Genomic DNA, 21,508 nt, shown 5'->3' with positions numbered 1-21,508 from the left:
ATAGTATGAATCATTCTTGCAATTCCGAAAAAAAACGTATTTTTGTCAATCTTATAACCTGAATAAATAAAAGAAATGGCCGAGAACCAAAAGATACAGCAGATAGATTGTACGAAAGTGCCGGAGCCTACTTTGCGCAGACTGCCTTGGTACTTGTCGAATGTCAAGTTGCTGAAGCAAAGAGGCGAACGTTTTGTCTCTTCTACGCAGATATCTAAGGAAATAAATATTGACGCTTCACAGATAGCAAAAGACTTGTCGTATGTGAATATCTCCGGGCGTACACGTGTAGGGTACGAGGTCGATGCGCTCATTGAGGTTTTAGAGCACTTCCTGGGGTTCACGGAGATACATAAGGCTTTTCTTTTTGGGGTCGGCAGTCTGGGAGGCGCACTTTTGCAGGACTCCGGTCTGAAGCATTTCGGGCTTGAGATTGTGGCTGCTTTCGATGTAGACCCGACTTTGGTCGGCACTAACCTCAACGGGATTCCTATCTACCATTCGGACGACTTTCTGAAGAAGATGGAAGAATATGACGTGCAGATTGGCGTGCTGACCGTTCCTATCGAGATTGCCCAGTGCATCACAGATATGATGGTGGACGGGGGAATCAAGGCAGTCTGGAACTTTACCCCGTTTCGTATCCGTGTACCTGAGGACATAGTGGTACAGAATACCTCCCTTTACGCTCATCTGGCGGTGATGTTCAACCGCCTTAATTTTAACGAAATCAAATAATGAAGATTATTGCCGTAGGAATGAACTATGCCCTGCACAATCAGGAGCTGGGACATACATCCGTAAATAAAGAACCGGTTATTTTCATGAAGCCCGATTCGGCTATTCTGAAAGATGGCAAACCGTTCTTTATCCCCGATTTTTCGAATGAAGTACATTATGAGACGGAGCTTGTAGTACGCATCAACCGTTTGGGAAAGAATATTTCTCCCCGTTTTGCCAGTCGTTATTATGATGCATTGACGGTAGGCATTGACTTTACCGCCCGTGACCTGCAACGGAAATTCCGCGAAGCGGGCAATCCGTGGGAACTTTGCAAAGGTTTTGACTCTTCTGCCGCTATCGGCACCTTTGTTCCGGTAGACCGCTACAAAGATATCCAGTCTCTGAATTTCAATCTGATGATTGACGGCAAGGAAGTGCAGCGCGGCTGTACAGCCGATATGCTTTTCAAAGTTGATGACATCATTGCTTACGTCAGTCAGTTTGTAACCTTGAAGATTGGCGATTTACTATTTACGGGCACGCCTGCCGGAGTAGGGCCGGTCAGTATCGGTCAGCACTTGCAGGGATATCTTGAAGGAGAAAAGCTGCTTGACTTCTACATACGTTGACCCGTGTATTCTTTATTTGACTCATTTATTAAATAGCTTATGAAAATAAGAGTAGGTTTTGGCTTCGACGTACATCAGTTGGTCGAAGGTCGTGAATTGTGGCTGGGCGGTATCCGTCTGGAACATTCCAAAGGGTTGTTGGGACATTCGGATGCTGACGTATTGCTGCATACGGTTTGCGATGCCTTGTTGGGAGCCGCCAATATGCGCGATATCGGTTATCATTTTCCGGATACTGCCGGAGAGTACAAGAATATCGACAGCAAGATTCTTTTGAAAAAGACAGTGGAACTGATTGCGACCAAAGGATACCGTGTCGGGAATATCGATGCGACTATTTGCGCGGAGCGTCCCAAACTGAAAGCCCATATCCCTTTGATGCAGGAAACGATGGCAGCCGTCATGGGAATCGATGCGGAAGATATCTCGATCAAGGCAACTACGACGGAGAAACTCGGTTTTACCGGACGGGAAGAAGGCATTTCCGCTTATGCTACTGTGTTGATAGAGAAGGACTGACAAAGCAGATTACTAACCCCCTTAAACAATAAATAGTATGAATCGAACTTTAAAATTATTCTTAGCACTGGTCTCTTTGTGTATGACCGTCTTCTGCTTCGCCCAAAAGAGCGAATTACGCTTCAATAAAGACGGTAAATTTAAAATCGTACAGTTCACCGACGTCCATTTCAAGTATAAGAATCCCGCTTCCGACATAGCATTGGAACGTATTAATCAGGTACTCGACGAAGAACAACCTGATTTTGTAATCTTCACCGGAGATGTCGTTTATTCTGCTCCGGCAGATAAAGGTATGTTGCAGGTGCTGGAACAGGTATCGAAGCGTAAGCTGCCGTTTGTTGTCACTTTCGGCAATCATGATAATGAACAGGGAATGACGCGGGAACAGCTATATGACATCATCCGTCAGGTACCCGGCAATCTGATGCCGGATCGTGGCTCGGTCCTTTCTCCGGATTATGTCTTGACCGTGAAAGCCTCTTCCGATGCGAAGAAGGATGCAGCCGTCCTGTATTGCATGGACTCTCATTCTTACTCCCCGCTGAAGGATGTGAAAGGTTACGCATGGCTCACGTTCGATCAGGTCAACTGGTATCGTCAGCAGAGCGCAGCCTATACAGCACAGAACGGCGGGAAGCCATTGCCGGCACTTGCTTTCTTCCACATTCCTGTGCCGGAATACAATGAAGCAGCTTCCGACGAAAATGCCATCCTGCGCGGAACCCGCATGGAAGAAGCCTGTGCGCCGAAACTGAATACGGGTATGTTTGCTGCCATGAAAGAATCCGGAGATGTGATGGGAATATTCGTGGGACATGATCATGACAATGATTATGCAGTGATGTGGAAAGGAATCCTGTTGGCTTACGGTCGTTTCACAGGCGGAAATACAGAATACAATCACCTGCCGAACGGTGCCCGTATCATCGTGCTTGATGAAGGCGCCCGCACGTTCACTTCCTGGATTCGTCAGAAAGACGGTATTGTCGACAAAGTGACCTATCCGGCAAGTTTCGTCAAAGACGACTGGACCAAGCGTTAACTATTGCCAGCTTCACATTGCTGAGGCGGGTATATTTGGAACCGTAGCTTTCGAACAGGCGTGACACCCGCGCCGATGCTACATATATAATTTCTCCCGGGCGATATTCATGCTCTATTCCGGATAGAGTGCATGATACCGCACTGGGAGTTTTTGATGGGATGCTCATCGTCACCAGGTTGCCGCTGGCGTCGTTCAGAGTCAGTATCTGCTTGACGAAAAATTGCGGAGTCGTTCCGTATACTCTTGTTTTATACGGATCGTCTTCCAGGCGTACCCGCATGACTTTCAACTTTAAGTCCGTCAGCTTCTCGTTCACTTCTCCCAGATAGCGGCTTTTTCGGCGTACCTCTTTGCTCTTCCGCAGCATCACGTCCAGATGTACCGAATGATATGCCTGCGCTATTTTGACGAAACGCTCCTGTTTGGGAATCTTCGGAGTAAACTTATAGGCGATCCAGCTTAGATAGGCAGGATCGACTTTGAGGATTTCGTGCAGGAAGTGTCCCCTGTATTTGCCGAAAAAGATGAGGTCGTCACCGTTGCTCTGCATTCTCTTCTCGTTGTAATCCATCAGGATGAGGCACCGTCGCGAATAATAAAACATGGTGCTTGCTATCCGCAGGGACTCGTTGATATCCGGAGATAAATCGTGTATATAGAGAATCGATTGCTTTTCGGGCAGGGGAGAGTAGAGCCAAAGGGAATAGTTGGGCTTTCCCGGTCGGGGCAACACCACCAGATAAACCCCTGCCTCTTTAAAGGAGGCTCTGCCTCGGTTGTATTCATTCAGTTTGGCATACAATAAGGCTTGCTCGCTTTCGGAAATTCCCGGTAATTTTGGATTAGCCATAATTGTTCTCGCTTTTGGTATAATTCAAATATACTGATTTTCTTTCAGAAAAGCAAGCCTTGGCGGGAGTTTCTTCGAATAAAGCCTGTTGGTGAAGTTAACTCGTTTCCGATTCAGATTTGAATCAACCGCTGATTCGCATTAATAGCTAATAAAGCGAAAATAAAAATTGAGTCCGAAGATTATTCTTCTCATAACATCATAAGGTGTTCAGATCAATGACACAAAAAGAGAAAGGTAGTATTGTAGCAATAATTCATCGATTTACCTAGAAAATAAAGAATCTTTCAAAATCAGCACCCACATCTATACGAAAGACTTTGACTAATTATGCGGTAACCGCCAATCATTTATTAATAAATTCTTTCATCGTTTATTATAAACGTCCTCCAAGTTTATTATAAACTCTAATTTCGTTATTCCTGCAATAAACATCCATTTTAAGCAACAAAAAGGGCTGCAATTCCCATAAGGAATCGCAGCCCTTAGCTTGTATCAGACTATCCAACAAGCATTACCCGGAGTGGGAATGCCTGCAATCTGTTATTATATAATACTTATTATTGCTCATTTTTCGTCTATATTATCAATGTTATTGAATTTGCTTCCGGTTTACACTTACAAATATACAACATTAAAAGCGGTTTGTCAAGTCCTCCATGCTTCTTTCATACATCTGATTACAAATCATACGGATTTGCGCCGAATGATAGTCAGTAGTATCTTGAATCATTTTTAAACCGTTTTGAATAATTAAAGAGACAGTAGGAAATGATTGTCTGATGATGGCAATGGGGCTGTTGCCTGTTCATTCATTAGGGGACACAAACTTTTCATTTCCTTTTTTATGGCTGTCTGACTATAATCTTGTACTTTTGTATTCTTCTAATGATTGGAAATTCGGATGAAAGAACGAAATAAAAGAGTATTGGTTGGCATGAGTGGCGGTATAGACAGTACCGCTACCTGTCTGATGCTACAAGAGCAGGGATATGAAATAGTAGGAGTCACGATGCGTGTTTGGGGAGACGAGCCTCAGGATGCCCGCGAACTGGCTGCACGAATGGGAATTGAACATTATGTGGCTGACGAGCGTATACCTTTTAAGGAGACCATCGTGAAGAATTTTATCGATGAGTACAAGCAAGGACGTACCCCGAATCCGTGCGTGATGTGCAACCCCTTGTTTAAATTCCGTGTATTGGCGGAATGGGCCGACAAGCTGGACTGCGCCTACATTGCGACCGGACATTACTCCCGGCTGGAAGAGCGGAGCGGGCACATCTATATTGTAGCGGGAGATGATGATAAAAAAGATCAGTCCTACTTCCTATGGCGGCTGGGGCAGGATATACTGAAGCGGTGTATCTTCCCGTTGGGCGACTATACGAAAATAAAGGTGCGTGAGTACTTGGCGGAGAAAGGATATGAAGCTAAGTCTAAGGAAGGCGAAAGTATGGAAGTCTGTTTCATTCAGGGAGATTACCGTGATTTTCTGCGCGAGCAATGTCCGGAACTGGATACGGAGATCGGTCCGGGATGGTTTGTCAACTCCGAAGGAGTGAAGTTGGGACAGCATAAGGGAGCACCTTATTATACCATCGGTCAGCGGAAAGGACTGGAGATAGCCTTGGGAAAGCCCGCTTATGTGCTGAAAATCAATCCGCAGAAGAATACAGTGATGCTGGGAGATGCCGAACAACTGCAGACGGAATATATGCTGGCGGAACAAGACCGGATAGTAGATGAGCAAGAATTGTTCTCTTGTGAGAATCTTGCGGTGAGAATCCGTTACCGCAGCCGACCGATACCTTGTCGGGTGAAACGCCTCGAAGACGGACGCTTGTTGGTGCGTTTCCTTGAGACGGCTTCGGCTGTTGCCCCCGGTCAGTCTGCCGTGTTCTACGATGGACGGCGGGTACTTGGCGGTGCGTTTATCGCTTCGCAGCGGGGGATCGGACTGGTGATCATAGAGAATAAAGACAAATTGTAGAATAAAATAAATAGAGAGATTTAGATGAAAAGATTAGTATTAGCGGCATTGATCCTGACTACAGCGGTGGGAGCATCTGCTCAATTTACCTCTACCGATACCTTGAAATATCGGATCAGCCTCACAGATAAGGCTGCAACCACTTATTCCATCCAGCAACCGGAGGAGTTCCTTTCCAGAAAATCCATCGACCGCAGGTTGAGACAGAAGCTGGCTATCGACTCTACCGACTTGCCGGTATGCAAGAAGTATGTAGATGCCATACGAAAGAAAGGCGTCCATGTGCTTGTCACTGGAAAATGGGATAATTTCGTTACAGTCTCCTGCAATGACAGTATGCTGATCGATGAAATAGCCAAACTGCCTTTTGTCCGTTCCACCGAGAAAGTGTGGCAGGGAAAAGTGTCGGCAGTTACCAAAAGAGATTCGCTGATCAATGATCCGCAGCGTTCGGACAGCCTGTATGGGCCCGCTATCACTCAGATTGAAATGAGCCGAGCCAACCTTCTCCACGATGCCGGATTCAAGGGGCAGGGCATGACGATTGCCGTTATCGACGCCGGATTTCATAATGCGGACAGAATCGAAGCGATGAAGAATATCCGCATACTCGGAACACGCGACTTTGTGAACCCCGAAGCGGACATCTATGCCGAAAGCAACCACGGTATGTCAGTGCTGTCTTGTATGGCAATGAATCAGCCGAATGTCATGGTCGGCACCGCACCGGAAGCCTCCTACTGGTTGCTTCGCAGTGAGGATGAGGCTTCCGAGCATTTGGTAGAGCAGGATTATTGGGCGGCAGCCATCGAATTTGCCGATAGTGTGGGCGTGGATGTTGTGAATACCTCACTGGGTTATTATACCTTTGACGACCCGACCAAGAACTATCGTTACCGTGACCTGAACGGACACTATGCACTGATGTCAAGGGAGGCTTCGAAGGCGGCAGATAAGGGTATGGTCCTCGTTTGCAGTGCCGGTAACTCTGGCAGCGGCTCATGGAAGAAAATCACTCCTCCGGGCGATGCCGAGAATGTACTGACTGTGGGTGCTATTGATAAGAAGAAGTTACTGGCCCCGTTCTCTTCTGTCGGCAATACTGCCGACGGACGTGTGAAACCGGATGTCGTAGCAGTCGGCCTCAAGGCGGATATAGTGGGCACAGACGGTAATCTTCGTCTGGCCAACGGAACCTCTTTCTCTTCTCCTATCATGTGCGGAATGGTAGCTTGCCTGTGGCAGGCCTGCCCGAGGTTGACCGCCAAAGAAGTGATCGAACTGGTGCGCAGCGTAGGCGACAGATCCGATTTTCCGGACAACATCTACGGTTATGGCATTCCGGATCTCTGGAAAGCATACCAAATGAGCAAAGAATAACGAACGGTCCGCTATTCTTCGTTGTTAGGCTATATCAAATTCGCATCTCATTATAGAAATGTGTCATTCATTTATCGTTAATTATGCCTATGGATTCTCTTTCCCTACTAGAGCTAAACGCGCTTGTCCGGCGAAGTCTGGAGCAATGCCTGCCCGATGAATATTGGATACAGGCAGAACTGAGCGATGTCCGTTCCAACACTACCGGACACTGCTATCTGGAGTTTGTGCAGAAAGACCCGCGCAGCAACAATCTCGTAGCCAAGGCACGGGGTATGATCTGGAGTAATATCTACCGCTTGCTGAAACCTTACTTTGAGGAAACTACCGGACAGTTATTTGCTTCCGGCATCAAAGTCCTGGTGAAAGTAACAGTCCAGTTTCACGAACTCTACGGTTACAGTCTGACTGTTCTCGATATCGACCCTGCCTATACGCTGGGCGATATGGCCCGCCGCCGTCGTGAGATACTCATGCAACTCGAAGAAGAAGGAGTACTGACTTTGAATAAAGAATTGGAAATGCCGGTTCTTCCTCAACGTATAGCGGTCATTTCCTCTGCCACCGCAGCCGGATATGGAGATTTCTGTCATCAGTTGCAGCACAATTCTGGCGGATTCTTTTTCTATACCGAACTGTTTCCGGCGTTGATGCAGGGCAATCAGGTGGAAGAGTCCGTATTGGCTGCATTGGATCGCATCAATGACCGGGTGAACGAGTTTGATGTAGTGGTTATCATACGAGGCGGAGGGGCGACTTCGGATTTATCCGGTTTTGATACGTACCTCTTGGCGGCCGCTTGTGCCCAGTTCCCGTTGCCCGTCATCACCGGTATCGGTCACGAGCGGGACGATACGGTGCTCGACTCTGTGGCACATACCCGGGTGAAGACTCCGACAGCTGCTGCCGAACTTCTGATTCACCGGATCACCGAATCGGCAGATCATCTGGAAGAGTTATCCGCCCGTCTGCAACAAGGGGCGTATGCCCTGCTCGAACAGGAAGGACGGAGGCTGGGAATGATTCAGACCCGCATCCCGAACCTTGTTCACCGAAAACTTACAGATGCCCGCTTTGCCTTGCTGGCAGCCGGAAAAGACTTGGCGCAAGCCACTCAGACCCTGTTGTCCCGTCATCGTCACCGACTGGAACTTTTGCGGCAACGTGTGGCGGATGCTTCTCCCGACAAACTGCTGAGTCGTGGATATAGCATCACGCTGAAAGACGGAAAAGCGGTCACGGATGCCGCTTCGCTGAACCCCGGAGACCAGTTAGTGACCCGTCTGGCTAAGGGAAGTTTCACTTCCGAAGTCCGGCTCGATGAGCATTATTATTCATCTTAAATACAATAAATATGGCAGCTAAAAAAGAAACATACTCTCAGGCAATGGAGCGTCTTGAGAAGATAGTCCGTCAGATAGACAACAACGAACTGGATATCGACACTTTGAGCGAAAAAATAAAAGAAGCCAATGAAATTATTGCCTTTTGCACCGAGAAACTGACAAAAGCGGATCGGGAAGTCGAAAAATTGTTGCAAGAAAGGCGGCAGTCTGAATAATAAAAGTTATTTTTGCGAATCAAAGCGTAAAATAAACTAATACATAACGATATGAAAGAAATAGACTGGGCGAATCTGTCGTTCGGATACATGAAGACAGATTACAATGTGAGAATCAATTTCCGTAACGGCGCATGGGGCGAACTGGAAGTCAGCAGTGATGAACATCTCAATCTGCACATGGCAGCTACTTGTCTGCACTATGGTCAGGAAGCTTTTGAAGGTTTGAAGGCTTTCCGCGGCAAAGACGGTAAAGTACGTATCTTCCGTCTGGAAGAAAATGCGGTACGTCTGCAATCTACTTGTCAGGGCATTCTGATGGCCGAACTGCCGACCGAACGTTTCAAGGAAGCGATTCTGAAAGTTGTAAAGCTGAACGAACGTTTCATTCCGCCTTATGAAACCGGTGCTTCTCTATACATTCGTCCGTTACTGATCGGAACAAGTGCCCAGGTAGGCGTACATCCTGCCGAAGAATATATGTTCGTGGTATTTGTAACTCCGGTAGGCCCTTACTTCAAAGGTGGTTTCTCTACCAATCCGTATGTGATTATCCGCGAGTTCGACCGTGCCGCTCCTCATGGAACGGGTATCTACAAGGTAGGCGGTAACTATGCGGCCAGTCTGCGTGCCAACAAGAAAGCGCACGATCTGGGCTATTCCTGCGAGTTTTATCTGGATGCAAAAGAAAAGAAATATATCGACGAGTGTGGCGCAGCCAACTTCTTCGGAATTAAAGATAATACGTACATTACTCCGAAATCATCTTCTATCCTGCCTTCGATCACCAACAAGAGTCTGATGCAGTTGGCAGAAGATATGGGCATCAAGGTAGAACGCCGTCCGATACCGGAAGAAGAACTGGAAACGTTTGAAGAAGCGGGCGCTTGCGGTACGGCTGCGGTAATCAGCCCGATTCAGCGTATTGATGACCTGGAGAACGGAAAGTCATATGTTATCTCTAAGGACGGCAAGCCGGGACCGGTCTGCACGAAACTGTATAATAAGTTGCGTGGCATTCAGTACGGTGACGAACCGGATACACATGGTTGGGTGACGATTGTGGAATAATTGATCTTTAAGTATAATCTCTTTTAATTGCGTAATTACTATGTTGAAACAAAATTCAGAGTTGCGTGCTCAAGCACGTGAAGCCCTTCGTGGAAAGTGGCCTATGGCAGCCGTTGCTGCTCTTATTTATTCGGCTATCGCCGGTGGTTTGTCTTCCATTCCTTTTATTGGATGGATCGGGTCTTTGTTGGTCGGACTGCCTGTTGCATACGGCTTTGCTATTTTGATGCTGGCTGTATTCAGAGGAGCGGAAGAGGTTGATCTGGGAGTGTTGTTTGCAGGATTTCAGGAATATAGTCGTATCTTGACTACTAAACTGCTGCAGGCTGTTTATACTTTCCTGTGGTCATTGCTGTTGTTGATTCCGGGTATCATTAAGCATTATTCTTATGCGATGACGGACTATATTCTGAAAGACGAATCTGAATTGTGTAACAATGCTGCCATTGAAAGAAGTATGGCAATGATGGAAGGCAACAAGATGAAATTGTTCCTGCTTGATTTGAGCTTCATCGGTTGGGCTATCCTTTGCCTCTTTACTTTCGGTATCGGATTCTTCGTTTTGCAACCCTACATGCAAGTATCTCACGCTGCTTTCTATGAAGATTTGAAAGCTCAGCAGGGTGGTATTAATATCAATGTAGAAGTAACTGTAGAAAACTGATAAGCGAATAAATATCATTCTATAGAATGGAGTACGGAGCAATCTGTACTCCATTTATTTTTGTAGTTTACGCCAAAAGTAAGTACCTTTGCGTCCTAATCAGTAATGAGATGGGAAAGAATAAATTAGAGAAGTTTGCCGATATGGCGAGTTACCCGCATGTGTTCGAATATCCTTATTCGGCGGTGGATAATGTGCCTTTTGACATGAAGGGAAAATGGCATCAGGAGTTTTTCGGAAATGATCATCCGATCGTGCTCGAACTGGGTTGCGGACGGGGTGAATATACCGTCGGACTGGGCCGGATGTTTCCCGATAAGAACTTTATAGCAGTTGATATCAAGGGTTCCAGAATGTGGACAGGCGCCACGGAGTCCTTGCAGGCAGGAATGAAGAATGTCGCTTTCCTGCGTACAAATATCGAGATTATCGAACGCTTTTTTGCAGCAGGTGAAGTCAGTGAAATCTGGCTGACCTTCTCCGATCCGCAGATGAAAAAGGCTACCAAGCGTCTGACCTCCACTTACTTCATGGAGCGCTACCGTAAATTCCTGAAACCGGATGGAATCATCCATCTGAAAACCGACAGTAACTTTATGTTCACCTATACAAAGTACATGATAGAAGCCAATCAGTTTCCTGTCGAGTTTATCACCGAAGATTTGTATCATTCGGATTTGGTAGACGATATCCTGAGTATTAAGACTTACTATGAACAACAATGGCTTGATCGTGGTTTAAATATCAAATATATCAAGTTCCGCCTTCCGCAAGAGGGAGTTTTGCAGGAACCGGATGTGGAAATAGAACTTGATCCGTACCGTAGCTATAACCGTAGCAAGCGGAGCGGACTGCAAACGAGCAAATGATAAGTAATAAGTGACAAGTAATAAGTAATAAATAGTAATTGAGTGGAGTTCTTAACTTTCCACTCTCAATTCTGAACTAATTATGGCTCTTTATCCGAAATTAATATTGGATGCGCTGGCAACGGTGCGTTATCCCGGTACGGGAAAGAATCTGGTGGAAGCGGAGATGGTCGCCGACAATCTCCGCATTGATGGCATGGCAGTCAGCTTTTCGTTGATATTTGAAAAGCCGACCGATCCGTTCATGAAATCAATGTTGAAGGCTGCTGAAACAGCTATCCATACATATGTGTCACCAGATGTACAGGTAACTATAACAACGGAAAGCAAGCAGGCAGCCCGTCCGGAAGTGGGCAAACTGCTTCCGCAAGTAAAGAATATAATTGGTATCTCTTCCGGTAAGGGAGGGGTAGGCAAATCTACCGTATCTGCAAATTTGGCGGTGGCTTTGGCTAAATTGGGCTACAAGGTCGGCTTGCTTGATGCTGACATTTTCGGTCCTTCCATGCCGAAGATGTTTCAGGTGGAAGATGCCCGTCCGTATGCGGAAAAGATCAATGGACGTGACTTGATTATTCCGGTAGAGAAATACGGTGTAAAACTGCTTTCTATCGGTTTCTTCGTTGATCCGGATCAGGCTACACTCTGGCGTGGTGGTATGGCGAGCAACGCATTGAAGCAGCTGATTGGCGATGCCGACTGGGGGGATCTTGATTATTTCCTGATTGACCTTCCTCCCGGCACAAGTGACATTCATCTGACTGTTGTCCAGACGTTGGCAATGACGGGGGCAATTGTTGTTAGTACTCCGCAGGCGGTAGCGTTGGCGGATGCCCGCAAGGGAATCAATATGTTTACGAATGATAAAGTGAATGTGCCTATTTTAGGACTGGTTGAGAATATGGCTTGGTTTACGCCTGCCGAACTGCCGGAGAATAAGTACTATATCTTTGGTAAGGAAGGGGCCAAGAAACTGGCGGAAGAAATGAATGTGCCTCTGCTCGGTCAGATTCCTATTGTACAAAGTATCTGCGAAGGTGGGGACAATGGTACTCCGGTGGCGCTGGATGAAGATACGGTAACCGGTCGCGCTTTCTTGTCATTGGCTGCCAGCGTAGTTCGTCAGGTAGATCGCCGGAATGTGGAGATGGCTCCGACTAAGATTGTAGAGATGCACAAATAAGTGCTCTTATTTACTTTAAATATGAAACCTCCCGATGATGTACTTTTGTCTGTCATCGGGAGGTTGTTTTATCTTATGGTATATATTGGTATAGCTTGTTGCTACCTTGCGATTGGTGATTCTACTTTTCCAATGCTTTCATCAATTGTTCTTTCATGGTATCCACTCCGGGGAATCCGGTTTGTTTATAAGTGATGTTTCCTTCTTTGTCAATGACAAAGTAAGTAGGAACGCCCCGGATACTGAACTTCTCGCGCAGATAGCTCCACTGTTCATCCGTCACACGGAAATGTTCTCCGTGAATGTCAGGAATCATGTTTTTCCAGGTTCCCAGCGGAGACGTTTCACCTGTGATGTAAAGGTAGATGATGTCTTTGTCTTTCAGTTCTTTTTTCATCGGAAGAATCTGTTTGTTGGCAGACCGGCATGGACCACACCACGTTGCCCAAAAGTCAACTAACAGCGTATGTCCCCGGAATTTGGAGATAATGGAAGGGAATAAATCTTCATTCGATACTTCTCCTGTCTCATTAACGGTGAAGCCTGTTTTCTTCTTGTTGATTTCTATTTGTTTCAGCAGGTCGTTGTTCATAGCCAGAGCCATGTCGTTGTATGCTGCGGGCATCGTTGCCAGTTCTGCCTTTTGCTTATCGTTAAGTGGATTGAGATCTCTCATGGAGACTCCAATCATCTGTGCCTTCAGATTTTGCGTTAAGTAACTGGCAGCTGTATGATTGCTCAGGCTCTTAAGAATCTTATCATCTATGCCTATACGGCGTATGATGTCAAATAGTATCGGGTATCTGCTGTTGTAACAGGCTTTAGGTGAAAGGATATACGTGAAGTCCTGAAGACTTTCATAATATCCTTGCGGAATATCAATCTTAGTCTCGGCATAGTATTTATTTGCTTTTTCTCCTTCCAGCCCATTCGTCATGATATGAGCTAATTTCAAGTTCCTTTCTGTTTCGATAATCTTTAGTGCGGCAGACAATTCGAGGTCTGTATTAATAATCTCCTTATATGCAGGGCTTCCTTTCGACTGTGTGATTTGTTTTCTGAACTCAGGGAGTCGGGCAAGTATTTGAGCTTTATATTCTTCAGCTGTTTTACCATTCAGCTTTTTAATCTGTTGTTGGTATTCTTCATAACTATTGCCTTCAGTGAAACTGAAACTCATAGGATGATCTGCCAGCTCTTGCTGTACTCCGGCTAAATATCCTCCGTAATAGATTTCTTTTCCGTATGGCTTTTCTGCTTGACGGAGATGTGACTGCTTGCGGGCATTTTCGCGAAGATTGATAACGACCGAAGTGGTTTCCCCCGGTGCTAATAAGTAGCTGACAGCTCCAAAAGGAAACCTGATCATGCATGGGGTGACCATGAAGACATTCATCTCATGATAAAACGTTCCGTCATCCTGGATGCGGATTTTTCCTTCCTGAGCTTCGTCTCTTATTACGTCTTGAAAATAAAGACTGCCTTTGTTGGGCATCCCTTTTTGGTAGTCAAGGATTCTTCCTTTGAGAATTGCTTTGGCGTATTTAACGACTGGTTCGGGCAGCGTCGTTTTATGGTCTGCTTTGGTGACTGTAACGTCTTTTGGCAGTTTGAACTTGCTGAATGTTTTCTTGTCCAGCTGTATGCCCCATATCTTATATGCACCCTCAAAGTCTCCTTCAGAGAAATCCAGGCAAGTCACGTTTTGAGGAATGGGGGGGAAAGTTAATTGGAATTCGGCTTCGCCGGACTCGGGCATCCAGAACTCTTTGTCCAGCGTAATGCCGATTCCCTTCCGGACAGGGTATAGGTTGCCATTGTTGTCTTTCAGTACACTGCCGGTTGCGATCTTTATCCAGTATTTGGGCCGATAGAAAGCTTTGATATACACAGTGGTGACTGTGTCACTCATGACAATTTTGTCTATCTCTATACTTGAGGAACTCTGAGCTAAAAAGGGAGGACGTTCTACGATTCTGTCTTTAGCTTGTGTCATACAAAGTATGCTTAGCAGCAAACTTATCATTAATGCGAATCTTTTCATACGATTAGGCTTTTATCTCCAACAAATGTAATCATATTATTGTAATTATCTATGCGAAAACAGAAAAAGGAGCAGAATCGTTTACGATTGCTCCTTTTTTCTGTTATTTATTTGTTAGGGGAATAATGATATTTTCGGTTTTGCTTATTGAAGTCGGAATGTAATAGGGAATGTATATTCTACGGCAACGGCTTGTCCGTTCTGTTTTCCCGGTTCCCACTTAGGCATACCCCGCACTACACGAATCGCTTCAGCGTCCAACCATGCCGACGCACCTTCTAATATTTTTATATTCGACACGTTACCGTCTTTTCCTATAATAATTTGTACCAGCACTTTTCCTTGTTCCTTATTCTGCTGGGCCATAACCGGATACTTTATATTTTTGGCTAAATAGCGCATTAATCCTTCCTGTCCTCCTGGGAATTTAGGCATCTCGTCTACGACTTTGAAAGTTGGTTCATTATTGGGCGTATCTTCTTTAGGACCATAGCCGGTTACTATGACTTCTTCAAACTTTTCTATCGCTATTGCTTCGGGAGTTTCCGCTGGTTTTGCAGGTTCCGGACCGGACAGACGGAAAGTTACGGGAACCGTAAATCTTACGTTCACAGCTTGTCCTCTTTGCTTGCCGGGTTTCCAATTAGGCATGGCGGTAATCACACGTTCAGCTTCCTTGTCAAGATAGGGGTCTACGCCTCGAACTACTTTAGTATCGCTGATACTTCCGTCTTTTTTAACGACAAAACTGACAATCACACGTCCTTGCTTTCCATTTTCATGAGCTGTTGCCGGATATTTGATATTCTTGGCGAGATATTCCATCAGTGCTGATTGTCCACCGGGGAAGTCGGGCATTTCTTCTACAACTTCAAATACGACAGAATCGTTTACAGTAGCACTTTTAACGGCTGCCGGAGGGGGAGGAGGAGCTACCTCTTTTGTTTTCTGCGTTCCTTTTTTATCCTGTAATGTTGCTACTCCCGTCATTCCATCGGGAAGTTCCGGACCATTGGCGAGTTCGGTTTGCGAAACACCTTGTTCTTCCGGTGCTGCCATCATTTCTTTGGCAAATTCTTTCGTTGTACGAGCTACTACTTCGATGTTGCTGATAATCATCAACAGGGCAGCCAAGGGAAGGAACATCAGATATTTAGTCCTTCCTATTTCTTTGGTTCTTCGTTTATTCATCATTTTGATACGATTTTTAAGTGGTAAAACATTGAAACTATTAGATAAATTTGCTGCAGCCTTGTGATGTGCCAGTCCCAGCAAGTGGTACTGGTATGATTTACTATCATGTCCCGTCTCTAATACCCGGTGATCTGCCATGTATTCCAGATTACCTCTGACTTCCCGTTTCATCAGCCAGACGAAGGGATTGAACCAGCAGAAAGTACATATGATCTCGCTGACGAGTACATCTGCTGAGTGATATTGGCGGGCATGAGTCTCTTCATGCGTGATTATTTCGCTGATCTCGGATTCTGTATGCGATTCCGGATGTATGAATATCCAGTGGAAGAAGGAAAAGGGTCCTGTACCTTTCTTCAATATGTGTACACGTGATCCTTGTATCGTGCTTTTCGGGCATAGGAAATGCAATCGTATGATACTGCCCAGCTGGATCAGGAAGCGTAGGGTAAGAAGTAATACACCGGTCCAGTAGATAAATCCCAGAATTTGTGGGATTAGCTCCTGCCAATTGGCCGTTGTTTCCTGTGGTGCCTCGATGATTTGCTCCGGAAGTATGATCGTAGCATAAAGATCTGCCATTGCCACCATCGGCTCCTGCTCCTTTATCCACTCTTGAATATTCAGTAAGGGATAGAGCAGAGAGATGCCAAAGAAGCATAACAGAGCGGTCCGTCGCCAGTGGAAGAAGGTGTCTTTATGAAAAAACAACCGATAGAAAGCGTAGAACAATGCGATGGCTACGTTTATCTTTAAGAAATAGGCAAGTTCCGGAGTCATATCGATAAAGTTTCAGTTTATTTTTCTTTTCCTTTCTCTATCAGGTCGATAATGTCCTTAAGGTCATCCGTAGATATCTTCTGGTCCTTTGCAAAGAAAGAAACCATTTCCTTATAGGAGTTCTCGAAATAGTTGCGGACAACTCCACTCATGAAGTGGCGTTTGTATTCATTTTCACGAATAGAGGGAGTATACTGGTAGGTGTTTCCTATATGTTTCGATTTAACGTATCCTTTCCGTTCGAGATTTTTCACGATGGACGCAACGGTGGTATAAGGTGGTGCCGGTTGCGGATACTTGGATACGATGTCCTTTACGAAACAGTCTTGTAACTCCCAAATGTAGATCATTACTTCTTCTTCTTGTATAGTTAACTTTTCCATGGAGATGATGTTTAATTACGATTCTTTCGCAAAGCTACGAATATTTCGTAATAAAGCAATAGCTAGTCGGTTAAATATTGTAAATGCCTGTTTGGGATGGGGTGATTTGTGGGTAAAAGCCCCTGATTCTCGTAAGCATGAAAATAATGTGGATAAACGTTATATTCATCCAAATAAACAATCTTTAGGACATTTAGGTGAACAAAAAGCCTATCGTGGCTTTTTTATATAAAATAAATGAAATACTTTTGTAGAGTATAAAACGTATGTTAATAAAAGGAGAGTGCGTTTCAGCACAAGGCAAAGCTTGAAAGATTCCCCGTACTCGATAATGAAGCTATTAACTATGCAGCCCGGAGGGAAGAGGGAGGCGAACTAAAAAATGACTGATATGAAAAAAGGTTTGATTTTTGTGCTGTTTGCACTTGTTTCTATCGTTTCTTATTCTCAGATTTCCTGGAATGCTAAAGTAGGTATGAACATGAGTAATTTCACAGGAGACGCTGATACGGACATGAGAGTAGGTTTTAATGTTGGAGTGGGAATGGAGTATCAGTTTACTGATATGTGGTCTATTCAGCCTTCGTTGATGTTTACTCAGAAAGGTGCAAAACTGGGTGATATCAAGGCTAATCCGATGTACCTGGAACTGCCGGTAATGGCTGCTGCAAGATTTGCTGTGGTAGACGGACAAAATGTAGTTGTAAAAGCCGGTCCGTATCTGGCATGTGGTATTGCCGGTAAATACAAGATAGCTGGCGTTAAAAGTGATTTCTTTGGTGATGATGCAGCGAAAAGATTTGATTTTGGTCTAGGTATGGGTGTTGCTTATGAAATCAATCGGTTCTTTGTTGACTTATCCGGTGAATTCGGATTAGTTAAGATGTACGATGGTGACGGCTCTCCTAAGAACATCAACTTCTCTATCGGAGTAGGTTACAAATTCTAATTGAATTATATTCTCTTTATAATACCATTCATAAAGTCCTCTGCCCAATAGATGGAGCGGAGGACTTTTTCATTTCCTCCCATAAAGAAACTTCTCTTCCTATAAAGAAAAACGATGTATACTTCCGAAGAAGCACACATCGTACTAAACTCTCTCTCTTAATTGTCTCAATCGGTCATCTGTTTGGCCAGATTCTCTTTTTCTTTCAGTTCTTTATATCTCTCTATGGCGTGTTTCCGGCTCATCAGTATTTGCCAGCGGTATACCCAGCAAGTGGTGAGGAAATAAATGCCTGCTTGTATCCACAAAGCTTTATATTCAAAGGCGACTTCGCTTAAGGTAGCTCCCATATTATTGATCTTCACAAAGCCATTGATGCCGAATGTGGACGGGAAAATGTAAGAAACATATTTCCAGAACGGAGGAATGGCAGCTCCCGGCCACGAAATACCGGAAATAAACAGCAACGGTACGGAGGTGAATACAAAAATCAGCATACAGGTTTCCCGGTTGCGAATGGCGATGGAGGTGGTCATTGCAAAGAAAATGCAGGCTGCCAGATAGGGGGCGACGAATAATACTAGTGAACCGGGTTGCCCGATCTGGTTGAGGCTGAATAGTCTTGGCACGATATGCAGCACGTAAAATGATACCAGTACGTACACAAGGAAGTAACTTAGCCCCTTGCCAAGTACAATTCGCAACGTTCCGTTATAATGCCGGTTGATGGGTACAAGGTCTTTAAACCGGTTGTTTTCCCGGGCAGTTCCTGCTGCCAGTCCGATTCCGAGCAATAGCGTCTGCTGTATGATCAGCACCAATACGGCAGGAATCAGGAAAGCGGCAAAACCCGCTGTAGGATTAAAGATGGAAATCTCTTCATATTCTATCGGATAACCGGTGATTTCGTCCTGTCGCTCGGTCGTGTTCCCGCTACGCGCGATCTTTATATCTTTATTCATATCCAGTGATACGGCCGTATTGGCGATCAGCATGGATTTATAGTACAGCAATCCGCTCATGTCGCAATAGATACTGACTTGCGTCTGTTTCCCTTTGGCGATGTTGTCGCTGAAATCAGATGGGATATAGATGATGCCGTATGCAAGCCGGTTCTTCAGCATTTGTTTGGCTTCTTCCATATCGGCACAATAGGCAACAATCTGAATGTCCGGTGTGGCATCCACCTTCCGGAGATATTCGCGGCTCAGGGATGAATGAGAGTCATCGACTACAACGGCCGGAACTTCTCGTACCACTTCATTGTCATAGATAAAGCTGTACAGTAACGGATAGCCCAGTGGGACGAGGATAAAGAAAATCAGTACCCCCTGGTCGCGGAAAGTTGTCTGAAACTCGCGCTTCCAGATATAAAACAGGTCGTTGATGCCTTGGGCTATCTTGTCTTTAAATTTTATATCTTTCATCAGGGTATGTATTTATAGTAAACCAATGCTTCTTTCAAGCGGTGAACCACAAAGAAGGGAAGCATCATGAATATTAATAATGCCATATAGTTGGACCATGAGTAAGCCATGCTGTATCCGTTGAGCGCCTGATCTACATAAATCAGGAAATAATGACGTAACGGAAACAGGTTGCTCAAGGCCTGCAAAACAGGATTCATTGCCATCACCGGAAAAGAAAAACCAGAGATGGAGAATGAAATCACTCCCCACAAGGAGGCAAAACTTAATCCGAGGCGGAGTGTAGGCAGTGTACCTATCATGACGATGCCGCAACACTGGGATGCCAATACAAGGCAGAGCGTGGCGAATATCATCGGGAAGATGCCACTGTTGCAGGGGAAATGCAGAAAACCATACAGGTATACATTATAGAATATCCCCATTATGAAAAAGACCACCGTATGCGGAAGCAGTTTGCCTGCCAAAGCAATGTAAATGGAATTGTTACTCATTCGCAACCACTCACGGGCAGTGCGGTCTTTGATTTCTACACCGATAGAATAAACGGTGACCATGAAGATGAGCAGCATGAGTACTCCCGGTATCAGTGTATTGCAGAGGTATACCGAATAGTTCAGCCACGGATTGTTCAGTGGATGCGTGTCAATCACGATCGGTTGCAGGAAGCCCATTGCCTGATCTTCCGTAGCTCCTTTGGCATATAGTACGCTCCTTGCCGCAGAGCCGGCGGTGAGTTCTCCCATCATTTTCATGTCTCTGAATAGTAAAGAACCCGCAATCAGATAGGAGTAATTGGTGTAGAAAGAGATTTTGGGCTGCCGTTGGCTTTGTGCCTCTGCCGACAAGCCTTTCGGGATATAGAAGAAACCGTAGATCTTGCCTTCCTGCACAGCGATACGCGCATCCGTCACATTGCTGTAATGAGCTACGACACCTGTTTGCGAGAAAGCATCCAGATTGCGGACAATGTTGCGTGAAGTAGACGAATCATCCATGTCTACCACGCCCGCCGGAAGATTCTGCGGAAGTCCCGAATCCATCAGGGTCGTGAAAAATAGGTAGCAGAACAATGGAGCGATGACCATGCAAAAGAGATAGAGCGGGCGTGATACTAACCGCCTGCACTCCCTCTGCATGACTTGCCATAAGGCTACATATTTCTTCTTTCTCTCTTTCATGATTATTTGTTAATGATAACGGACATACCCGGACGAAGATTTTCCACTTTTTCCATCGGAGAAGCTTTGACTTCAAATGTCTTCAGGTCGAACTGACCGGTAGTTTTGGTTGCTTTCCAGGCGGCGTAAGTACCTAAGTCTTTCAGATAGTATACTTTGAGTCTGACTGTTTTATTATCCAGCGCGGGGACAACAGCTTCAAATTCTGCTCCCATAGTCAGGTTTTTGAGCAAGTCTTCGCGTACGTTGAAAGTTACCCACATATCATTGAGTTCGGCTATGTTCATGATAGGAGCACCTGTGCCTACCAGTTCGCCTACTTTCGGGAAAATCTCGGAAACTTCTCCGGCAGCCGGAGCAATCAGATAGGTTTCCTTAATGTAAGATTCTACTTCGGCAACAGCTCCTTTGGCACGGTTCACCAACGCTTCGGCAGCCATCTTGTCTTCACGTTCCGCACCGTTCTTTGCCATAGTATATTGTGCTTTGGCAGCTTTCTCAGTAGCGATGGCAGCGTCGCGTTGTGCGGTTACTTCGTCCAGCTTTTGTGCGGGCATCACTCCTTGTTCATACAGGTTCTTGACTCTCTTGTATGATTTCTCGGCAATTGTAACACCGGCCTGAGCTTTCTGCCACATTTCATAGGCTGCCTGAATCTGTTCCTCACGTGCACCTTTGATTGCTTTTTCGTTTTGTGCCTGAGCGGCAGCTTCGGCGGCACGTGCCTGCTCCATTTTAGCCACTACATCGGGGGCTTCTAGAATAGCCAGTGTATCTCCGGCATTTACGCTTTGTCCTTCTTTCACACGAAATTCCAGTATACGTCCCGGAACTTTGCTTGAAACGCGGTATTCGGTAACTTCAGCCTGCCCCTGAATAATTTCAGGACCTTTGCGGAGCATGAAAAAGCCAACGACTGCAACGATTGCAATAACTCCCAGTAAAGTAAGAAATGCAAGCAGCATATTGCTGTTTTGTGATTTTATAGGTGCCATATTATTGATGAATTATAAATTACGAATAATAAATTGATTGAATACCTCAGTCTTTAATTGTCAAT

General features: G+C 45.4%; 21 protein-coding genes. 14 read left to right on the top strand and 7 right to left on the bottom strand.

The genetic code is table 11. The features are described from left to right. The first annotated feature begins 75 nt into the window (after positions 1-75). The 4 genes from DW640_RS08685 to DW640_RS08670 are packed head-to-tail and all read left to right on the top strand — an operon-like array spanning position 76 to position 2,916. Positions 76-738 (top strand): redox-sensing transcriptional repressor Rex, encoded by a 663-nt coding sequence (locus DW640_RS08685; protein WP_008760805.1) that lies wholly within the window; start codon positions 76-78, stop codon positions 736-738. Beyond that, positions 738-1,352, top strand: coding sequence for a fumarylacetoacetate hydrolase family protein (locus tag DW640_RS08680; protein ID WP_008760806.1), 615 nt, complete (start codon positions 738-740; stop codon positions 1,350-1,352). The genes DW640_RS08685 and DW640_RS08680 overlap by 1 nt, the downstream gene beginning before the upstream one ends. 39 nt (positions 1,353-1,391) lie before the next feature. Next, on the top strand, positions 1,392-1,871 hold the full coding sequence (ispF, locus tag DW640_RS08675; RefSeq protein WP_008764145.1) for a 2-C-methyl-D-erythritol 2,4-cyclodiphosphate synthase: 480 nt from the start codon (positions 1,392-1,394) through the stop codon (positions 1,869-1,871). A gap of 37 nt (positions 1,872-1,908) precedes the next feature. After that, positions 1,909-2,916 (top strand): metallophosphoesterase family protein, encoded by a 1,008-nt coding sequence (locus tag DW640_RS08670; protein WP_008764146.1) that lies wholly within the window; start codon positions 1,909-1,911, stop codon positions 2,914-2,916. On the opposite strand, the gene DW640_RS08665 is transcribed toward DW640_RS08670, so the two are convergent. Next, entirely contained in the window at positions 2,891-3,769 is an 879-nt protein-coding gene (locus tag DW640_RS08665) for a hypothetical protein (protein WP_072067761.1), read from the bottom strand. The two genes, DW640_RS08670 and DW640_RS08665, sit on opposite strands and share 26 nt — an antisense overlap. Before the next feature lie 904 nt (positions 3,770-4,673). Here DW640_RS08665 and mnmA point away from each other — a divergent pair. From mnmA to DW640_RS08620, 8 genes are all read left to right on the top strand, one after another. Next, positions 4,674-5,762 carry a tRNA 2-thiouridine(34) synthase MnmA gene (gene mnmA / locus DW640_RS08655; protein WP_061473354.1) on the top strand — a complete coding sequence of 363 codons (1,089 nt, stop codon included), beginning with the start codon at positions 4,674-4,676 and terminating at the stop codon, positions 5,760-5,762. A gap of 24 nt (positions 5,763-5,786) precedes the next feature. Further along, on the top strand, positions 5,787-7,142 hold the full coding sequence (locus tag DW640_RS08650) for a S8 family serine peptidase (RefSeq protein WP_008764149.1): 1,356 nt from the start codon (positions 5,787-5,789) through the stop codon (positions 7,140-7,142). A gap of 89 nt (positions 7,143-7,231) precedes the next feature. After that, positions 7,232-8,485, top strand: coding sequence for an exodeoxyribonuclease VII large subunit (gene xseA / locus DW640_RS08645; RefSeq protein WP_117577860.1), 1,254 nt, complete (start codon positions 7,232-7,234; stop codon positions 8,483-8,485). Between the two features lie 11 nt (positions 8,486-8,496). Then, complete coding sequence (xseB, locus tag DW640_RS08640; RefSeq protein WP_008760813.1) at positions 8,497-8,703, top strand: exodeoxyribonuclease VII small subunit; 207 nt, start codon at positions 8,497-8,499, stop codon at positions 8,701-8,703. Positions 8,704-8,754: 51 nt separating this feature from the next. Next, positions 8,755-9,774, top strand: a complete 1,020-nt coding sequence (locus DW640_RS08635; protein ID WP_117577844.1) for a branched-chain amino acid aminotransferase — start codon at positions 8,755-8,757, stop codon at positions 9,772-9,774. A 40-nt stretch (positions 9,775-9,814) separates the two neighbouring features. After that, positions 9,815-10,438, top strand: a complete 624-nt coding sequence (locus tag DW640_RS08630; RefSeq protein ID WP_016269418.1) for a DUF975 family protein — start codon at positions 9,815-9,817, stop codon at positions 10,436-10,438. A gap of 110 nt (positions 10,439-10,548) precedes the next feature. Further along, positions 10,549-11,307, top strand: a complete 759-nt coding sequence (gene trmB, locus DW640_RS08625) for a tRNA (guanosine(46)-N7)-methyltransferase TrmB (protein ID WP_008760816.1) — start codon at positions 10,549-10,551, stop codon at positions 11,305-11,307. 82 nt (positions 11,308-11,389) lie between these two features. After that, positions 11,390-12,490, top strand: a complete 1,101-nt coding sequence (locus tag DW640_RS08620) for an Mrp/NBP35 family ATP-binding protein (RefSeq protein ID WP_055229262.1) — start codon at positions 11,390-11,392, stop codon at positions 12,488-12,490. A gap of 121 nt (positions 12,491-12,611) precedes the next feature. On the opposite strand, the gene DW640_RS08615 is transcribed toward DW640_RS08620, so the two are convergent. The 3 genes from DW640_RS08615 to DW640_RS08605 form a co-directional block, all read right to left on the bottom strand. Then, positions 12,612-14,534, bottom strand: a complete 1,923-nt coding sequence (locus DW640_RS08615; RefSeq protein ID WP_199610298.1) for a TlpA disulfide reductase family protein — start codon at positions 14,532-14,534, stop codon at positions 12,612-12,614. 144 nt (positions 14,535-14,678) lie between these two features. Then, the gene (locus DW640_RS08610) at positions 14,679-16,508 is read right to left on the bottom strand and encodes a M56 family metallopeptidase (RefSeq protein WP_117577840.1); all 1,830 of its coding nucleotides are present in this window, start codon (positions 16,506-16,508) and stop codon (positions 14,679-14,681) included. A 17-nt stretch (positions 16,509-16,525) separates the two neighbouring features. Continuing rightward, positions 16,526-16,891, bottom strand: a complete 366-nt coding sequence (locus DW640_RS08605) for a BlaI/MecI/CopY family transcriptional regulator (protein ID WP_054960127.1) — start codon at positions 16,889-16,891, stop codon at positions 16,526-16,528. On the opposite strand from DW640_RS08605, the gene DW640_RS08600 reads away from it, so the two are divergent. Both DW640_RS08600 and DW640_RS08595 read left to right on the top strand, forming a co-directional pair. Then, positions 16,890-17,123 carry a hypothetical protein gene (locus DW640_RS08600; RefSeq protein ID WP_061473357.1) on the top strand — a complete coding sequence of 78 codons (234 nt, stop codon included), beginning with the start codon at positions 16,890-16,892 and terminating at the stop codon, positions 17,121-17,123. The two genes, DW640_RS08605 and DW640_RS08600, sit on opposite strands and share 2 nt — an antisense overlap. A gap of 159 nt (positions 17,124-17,282) precedes the next feature. Beyond that, the gene (locus tag DW640_RS08595; RefSeq protein ID WP_008764158.1) at positions 17,283-17,840 is read left to right on the top strand and encodes a porin family protein; all 558 of its coding nucleotides are present in this window, start codon (positions 17,283-17,285) and stop codon (positions 17,838-17,840) included. A gap of 167 nt (positions 17,841-18,007) precedes the next feature. Here the strand turns inward: DW640_RS08595 and DW640_RS08590 are convergent, their stop codons facing one another. The 3 genes from DW640_RS08590 to DW640_RS08580 are packed head-to-tail and all read right to left on the bottom strand — an operon-like array spanning position 18,008 to position 21,443. Continuing rightward, complete coding sequence (locus DW640_RS08590) at positions 18,008-19,267, bottom strand: ABC transporter permease (RefSeq protein WP_055298826.1); 1,260 nt, start codon at positions 19,265-19,267, stop codon at positions 18,008-18,010. After that, complete coding sequence (locus DW640_RS08585; protein ID WP_008760823.1) at positions 19,267-20,448, bottom strand: ABC transporter permease; 1,182 nt, start codon at positions 20,446-20,448, stop codon at positions 19,267-19,269. The genes DW640_RS08590 and DW640_RS08585 overlap by 1 nt, the downstream gene beginning before the upstream one ends. Positions 20,449-20,450: 2 nt before the next feature. Continuing rightward, complete coding sequence (locus tag DW640_RS08580) at positions 20,451-21,443, bottom strand: HlyD family secretion protein (RefSeq protein ID WP_008764160.1); 993 nt, start codon at positions 21,441-21,443, stop codon at positions 20,451-20,453. Positions 21,444-21,508 lie beyond the last annotated feature (65 nt).

It is taken from the genome of Bacteroides sp. AM23-12, from assembly GCF_003434395.1.
Taxonomy (GTDB): Bacteria; Bacteroidota; Bacteroidia; order Bacteroidales; family Bacteroidaceae; genus Bacteroides; species Bacteroides thetaiotaomicron.
Note: the sequence above shows the minus strand (reverse complement) of the source record. Positions and strands in the feature narration are given on the sequence as shown.

Bases quoted from the DNA above. Each gene is read 5' to 3' on its own strand.
- DW640_RS08685 (WP_008760805.1), top strand. From the start codon at position 76: ATGGCCGAGAACCAAAAGATACAGCAGATAGATTGTACGAAAGTGCCG.
- DW640_RS08680 (WP_008760806.1), top strand. From the start codon at position 738: ATGAAGATTATTGCCGTAGGAATGAACTATGCCCTGCACAATCAGGAG.
- ispF (WP_008764145.1), top strand. From the start codon at position 1,392: ATGAAAATAAGAGTAGGTTTTGGCTTCGACGTACATCAGTTGGTCGAA.
- DW640_RS08670 (WP_008764146.1), top strand. From the start codon at position 1,909: ATGAATCGAACTTTAAAATTATTCTTAGCACTGGTCTCTTTGTGTATG.
- DW640_RS08665 (WP_072067761.1), bottom strand. From the start codon at position 3,769: ATGGCTAATCCAAAATTACCGGGAATTTCCGAAAGCGAGCAAGCCTTA.
- mnmA (WP_061473354.1), top strand. From the start codon at position 4,674: ATGAAAGAACGAAATAAAAGAGTATTGGTTGGCATGAGTGGCGGTATA.
- DW640_RS08650 (WP_008764149.1), top strand. From the start codon at position 5,787: ATGAAAAGATTAGTATTAGCGGCATTGATCCTGACTACAGCGGTGGGA.
- xseA (WP_117577860.1), top strand. From the start codon at position 7,232: ATGGATTCTCTTTCCCTACTAGAGCTAAACGCGCTTGTCCGGCGAAGT.
- xseB (WP_008760813.1), top strand. From the start codon at position 8,497: ATGGCAGCTAAAAAAGAAACATACTCTCAGGCAATGGAGCGTCTTGAG.
- DW640_RS08635 (WP_117577844.1), top strand. From the start codon at position 8,755: ATGAAAGAAATAGACTGGGCGAATCTGTCGTTCGGATACATGAAGACA.
- DW640_RS08630 (WP_016269418.1), top strand. From the start codon at position 9,815: ATGTTGAAACAAAATTCAGAGTTGCGTGCTCAAGCACGTGAAGCCCTT.
- trmB (WP_008760816.1), top strand. From the start codon at position 10,549: ATGGGAAAGAATAAATTAGAGAAGTTTGCCGATATGGCGAGTTACCCG.
- DW640_RS08620 (WP_055229262.1), top strand. From the start codon at position 11,390: ATGGCTCTTTATCCGAAATTAATATTGGATGCGCTGGCAACGGTGCGT.
- DW640_RS08615 (WP_199610298.1), bottom strand. From the start codon at position 14,534: ATGAAAAGATTCGCATTAATGATAAGTTTGCTGCTAAGCATACTTTGT.
- DW640_RS08610 (WP_117577840.1), bottom strand. From the start codon at position 16,508: ATGACTCCGGAACTTGCCTATTTCTTAAAGATAAACGTAGCCATCGCA.
- DW640_RS08600 (WP_061473357.1), top strand. From the start codon at position 16,890: ATGGAGATGATGTTTAATTACGATTCTTTCGCAAAGCTACGAATATTT.
- DW640_RS08605 (WP_054960127.1), bottom strand. From the start codon at position 16,891: ATGGAAAAGTTAACTATACAAGAAGAAGAAGTAATGATCTACATTTGG.
- DW640_RS08595 (WP_008764158.1), top strand. From the start codon at position 17,283: ATGAAAAAAGGTTTGATTTTTGTGCTGTTTGCACTTGTTTCTATCGTT.
- DW640_RS08590 (WP_055298826.1), bottom strand. From the start codon at position 19,267: ATGAAAGATATAAAATTTAAAGACAAGATAGCCCAAGGCATCAACGAC.
- DW640_RS08585 (WP_008760823.1), bottom strand. From the start codon at position 20,448: ATGAAAGAGAGAAAGAAGAAATATGTAGCCTTATGGCAAGTCATGCAG.
- DW640_RS08580 (WP_008764160.1), bottom strand. From the start codon at position 21,443: ATGGCACCTATAAAATCACAAAACAGCAATATGCTGCTTGCATTTCTT.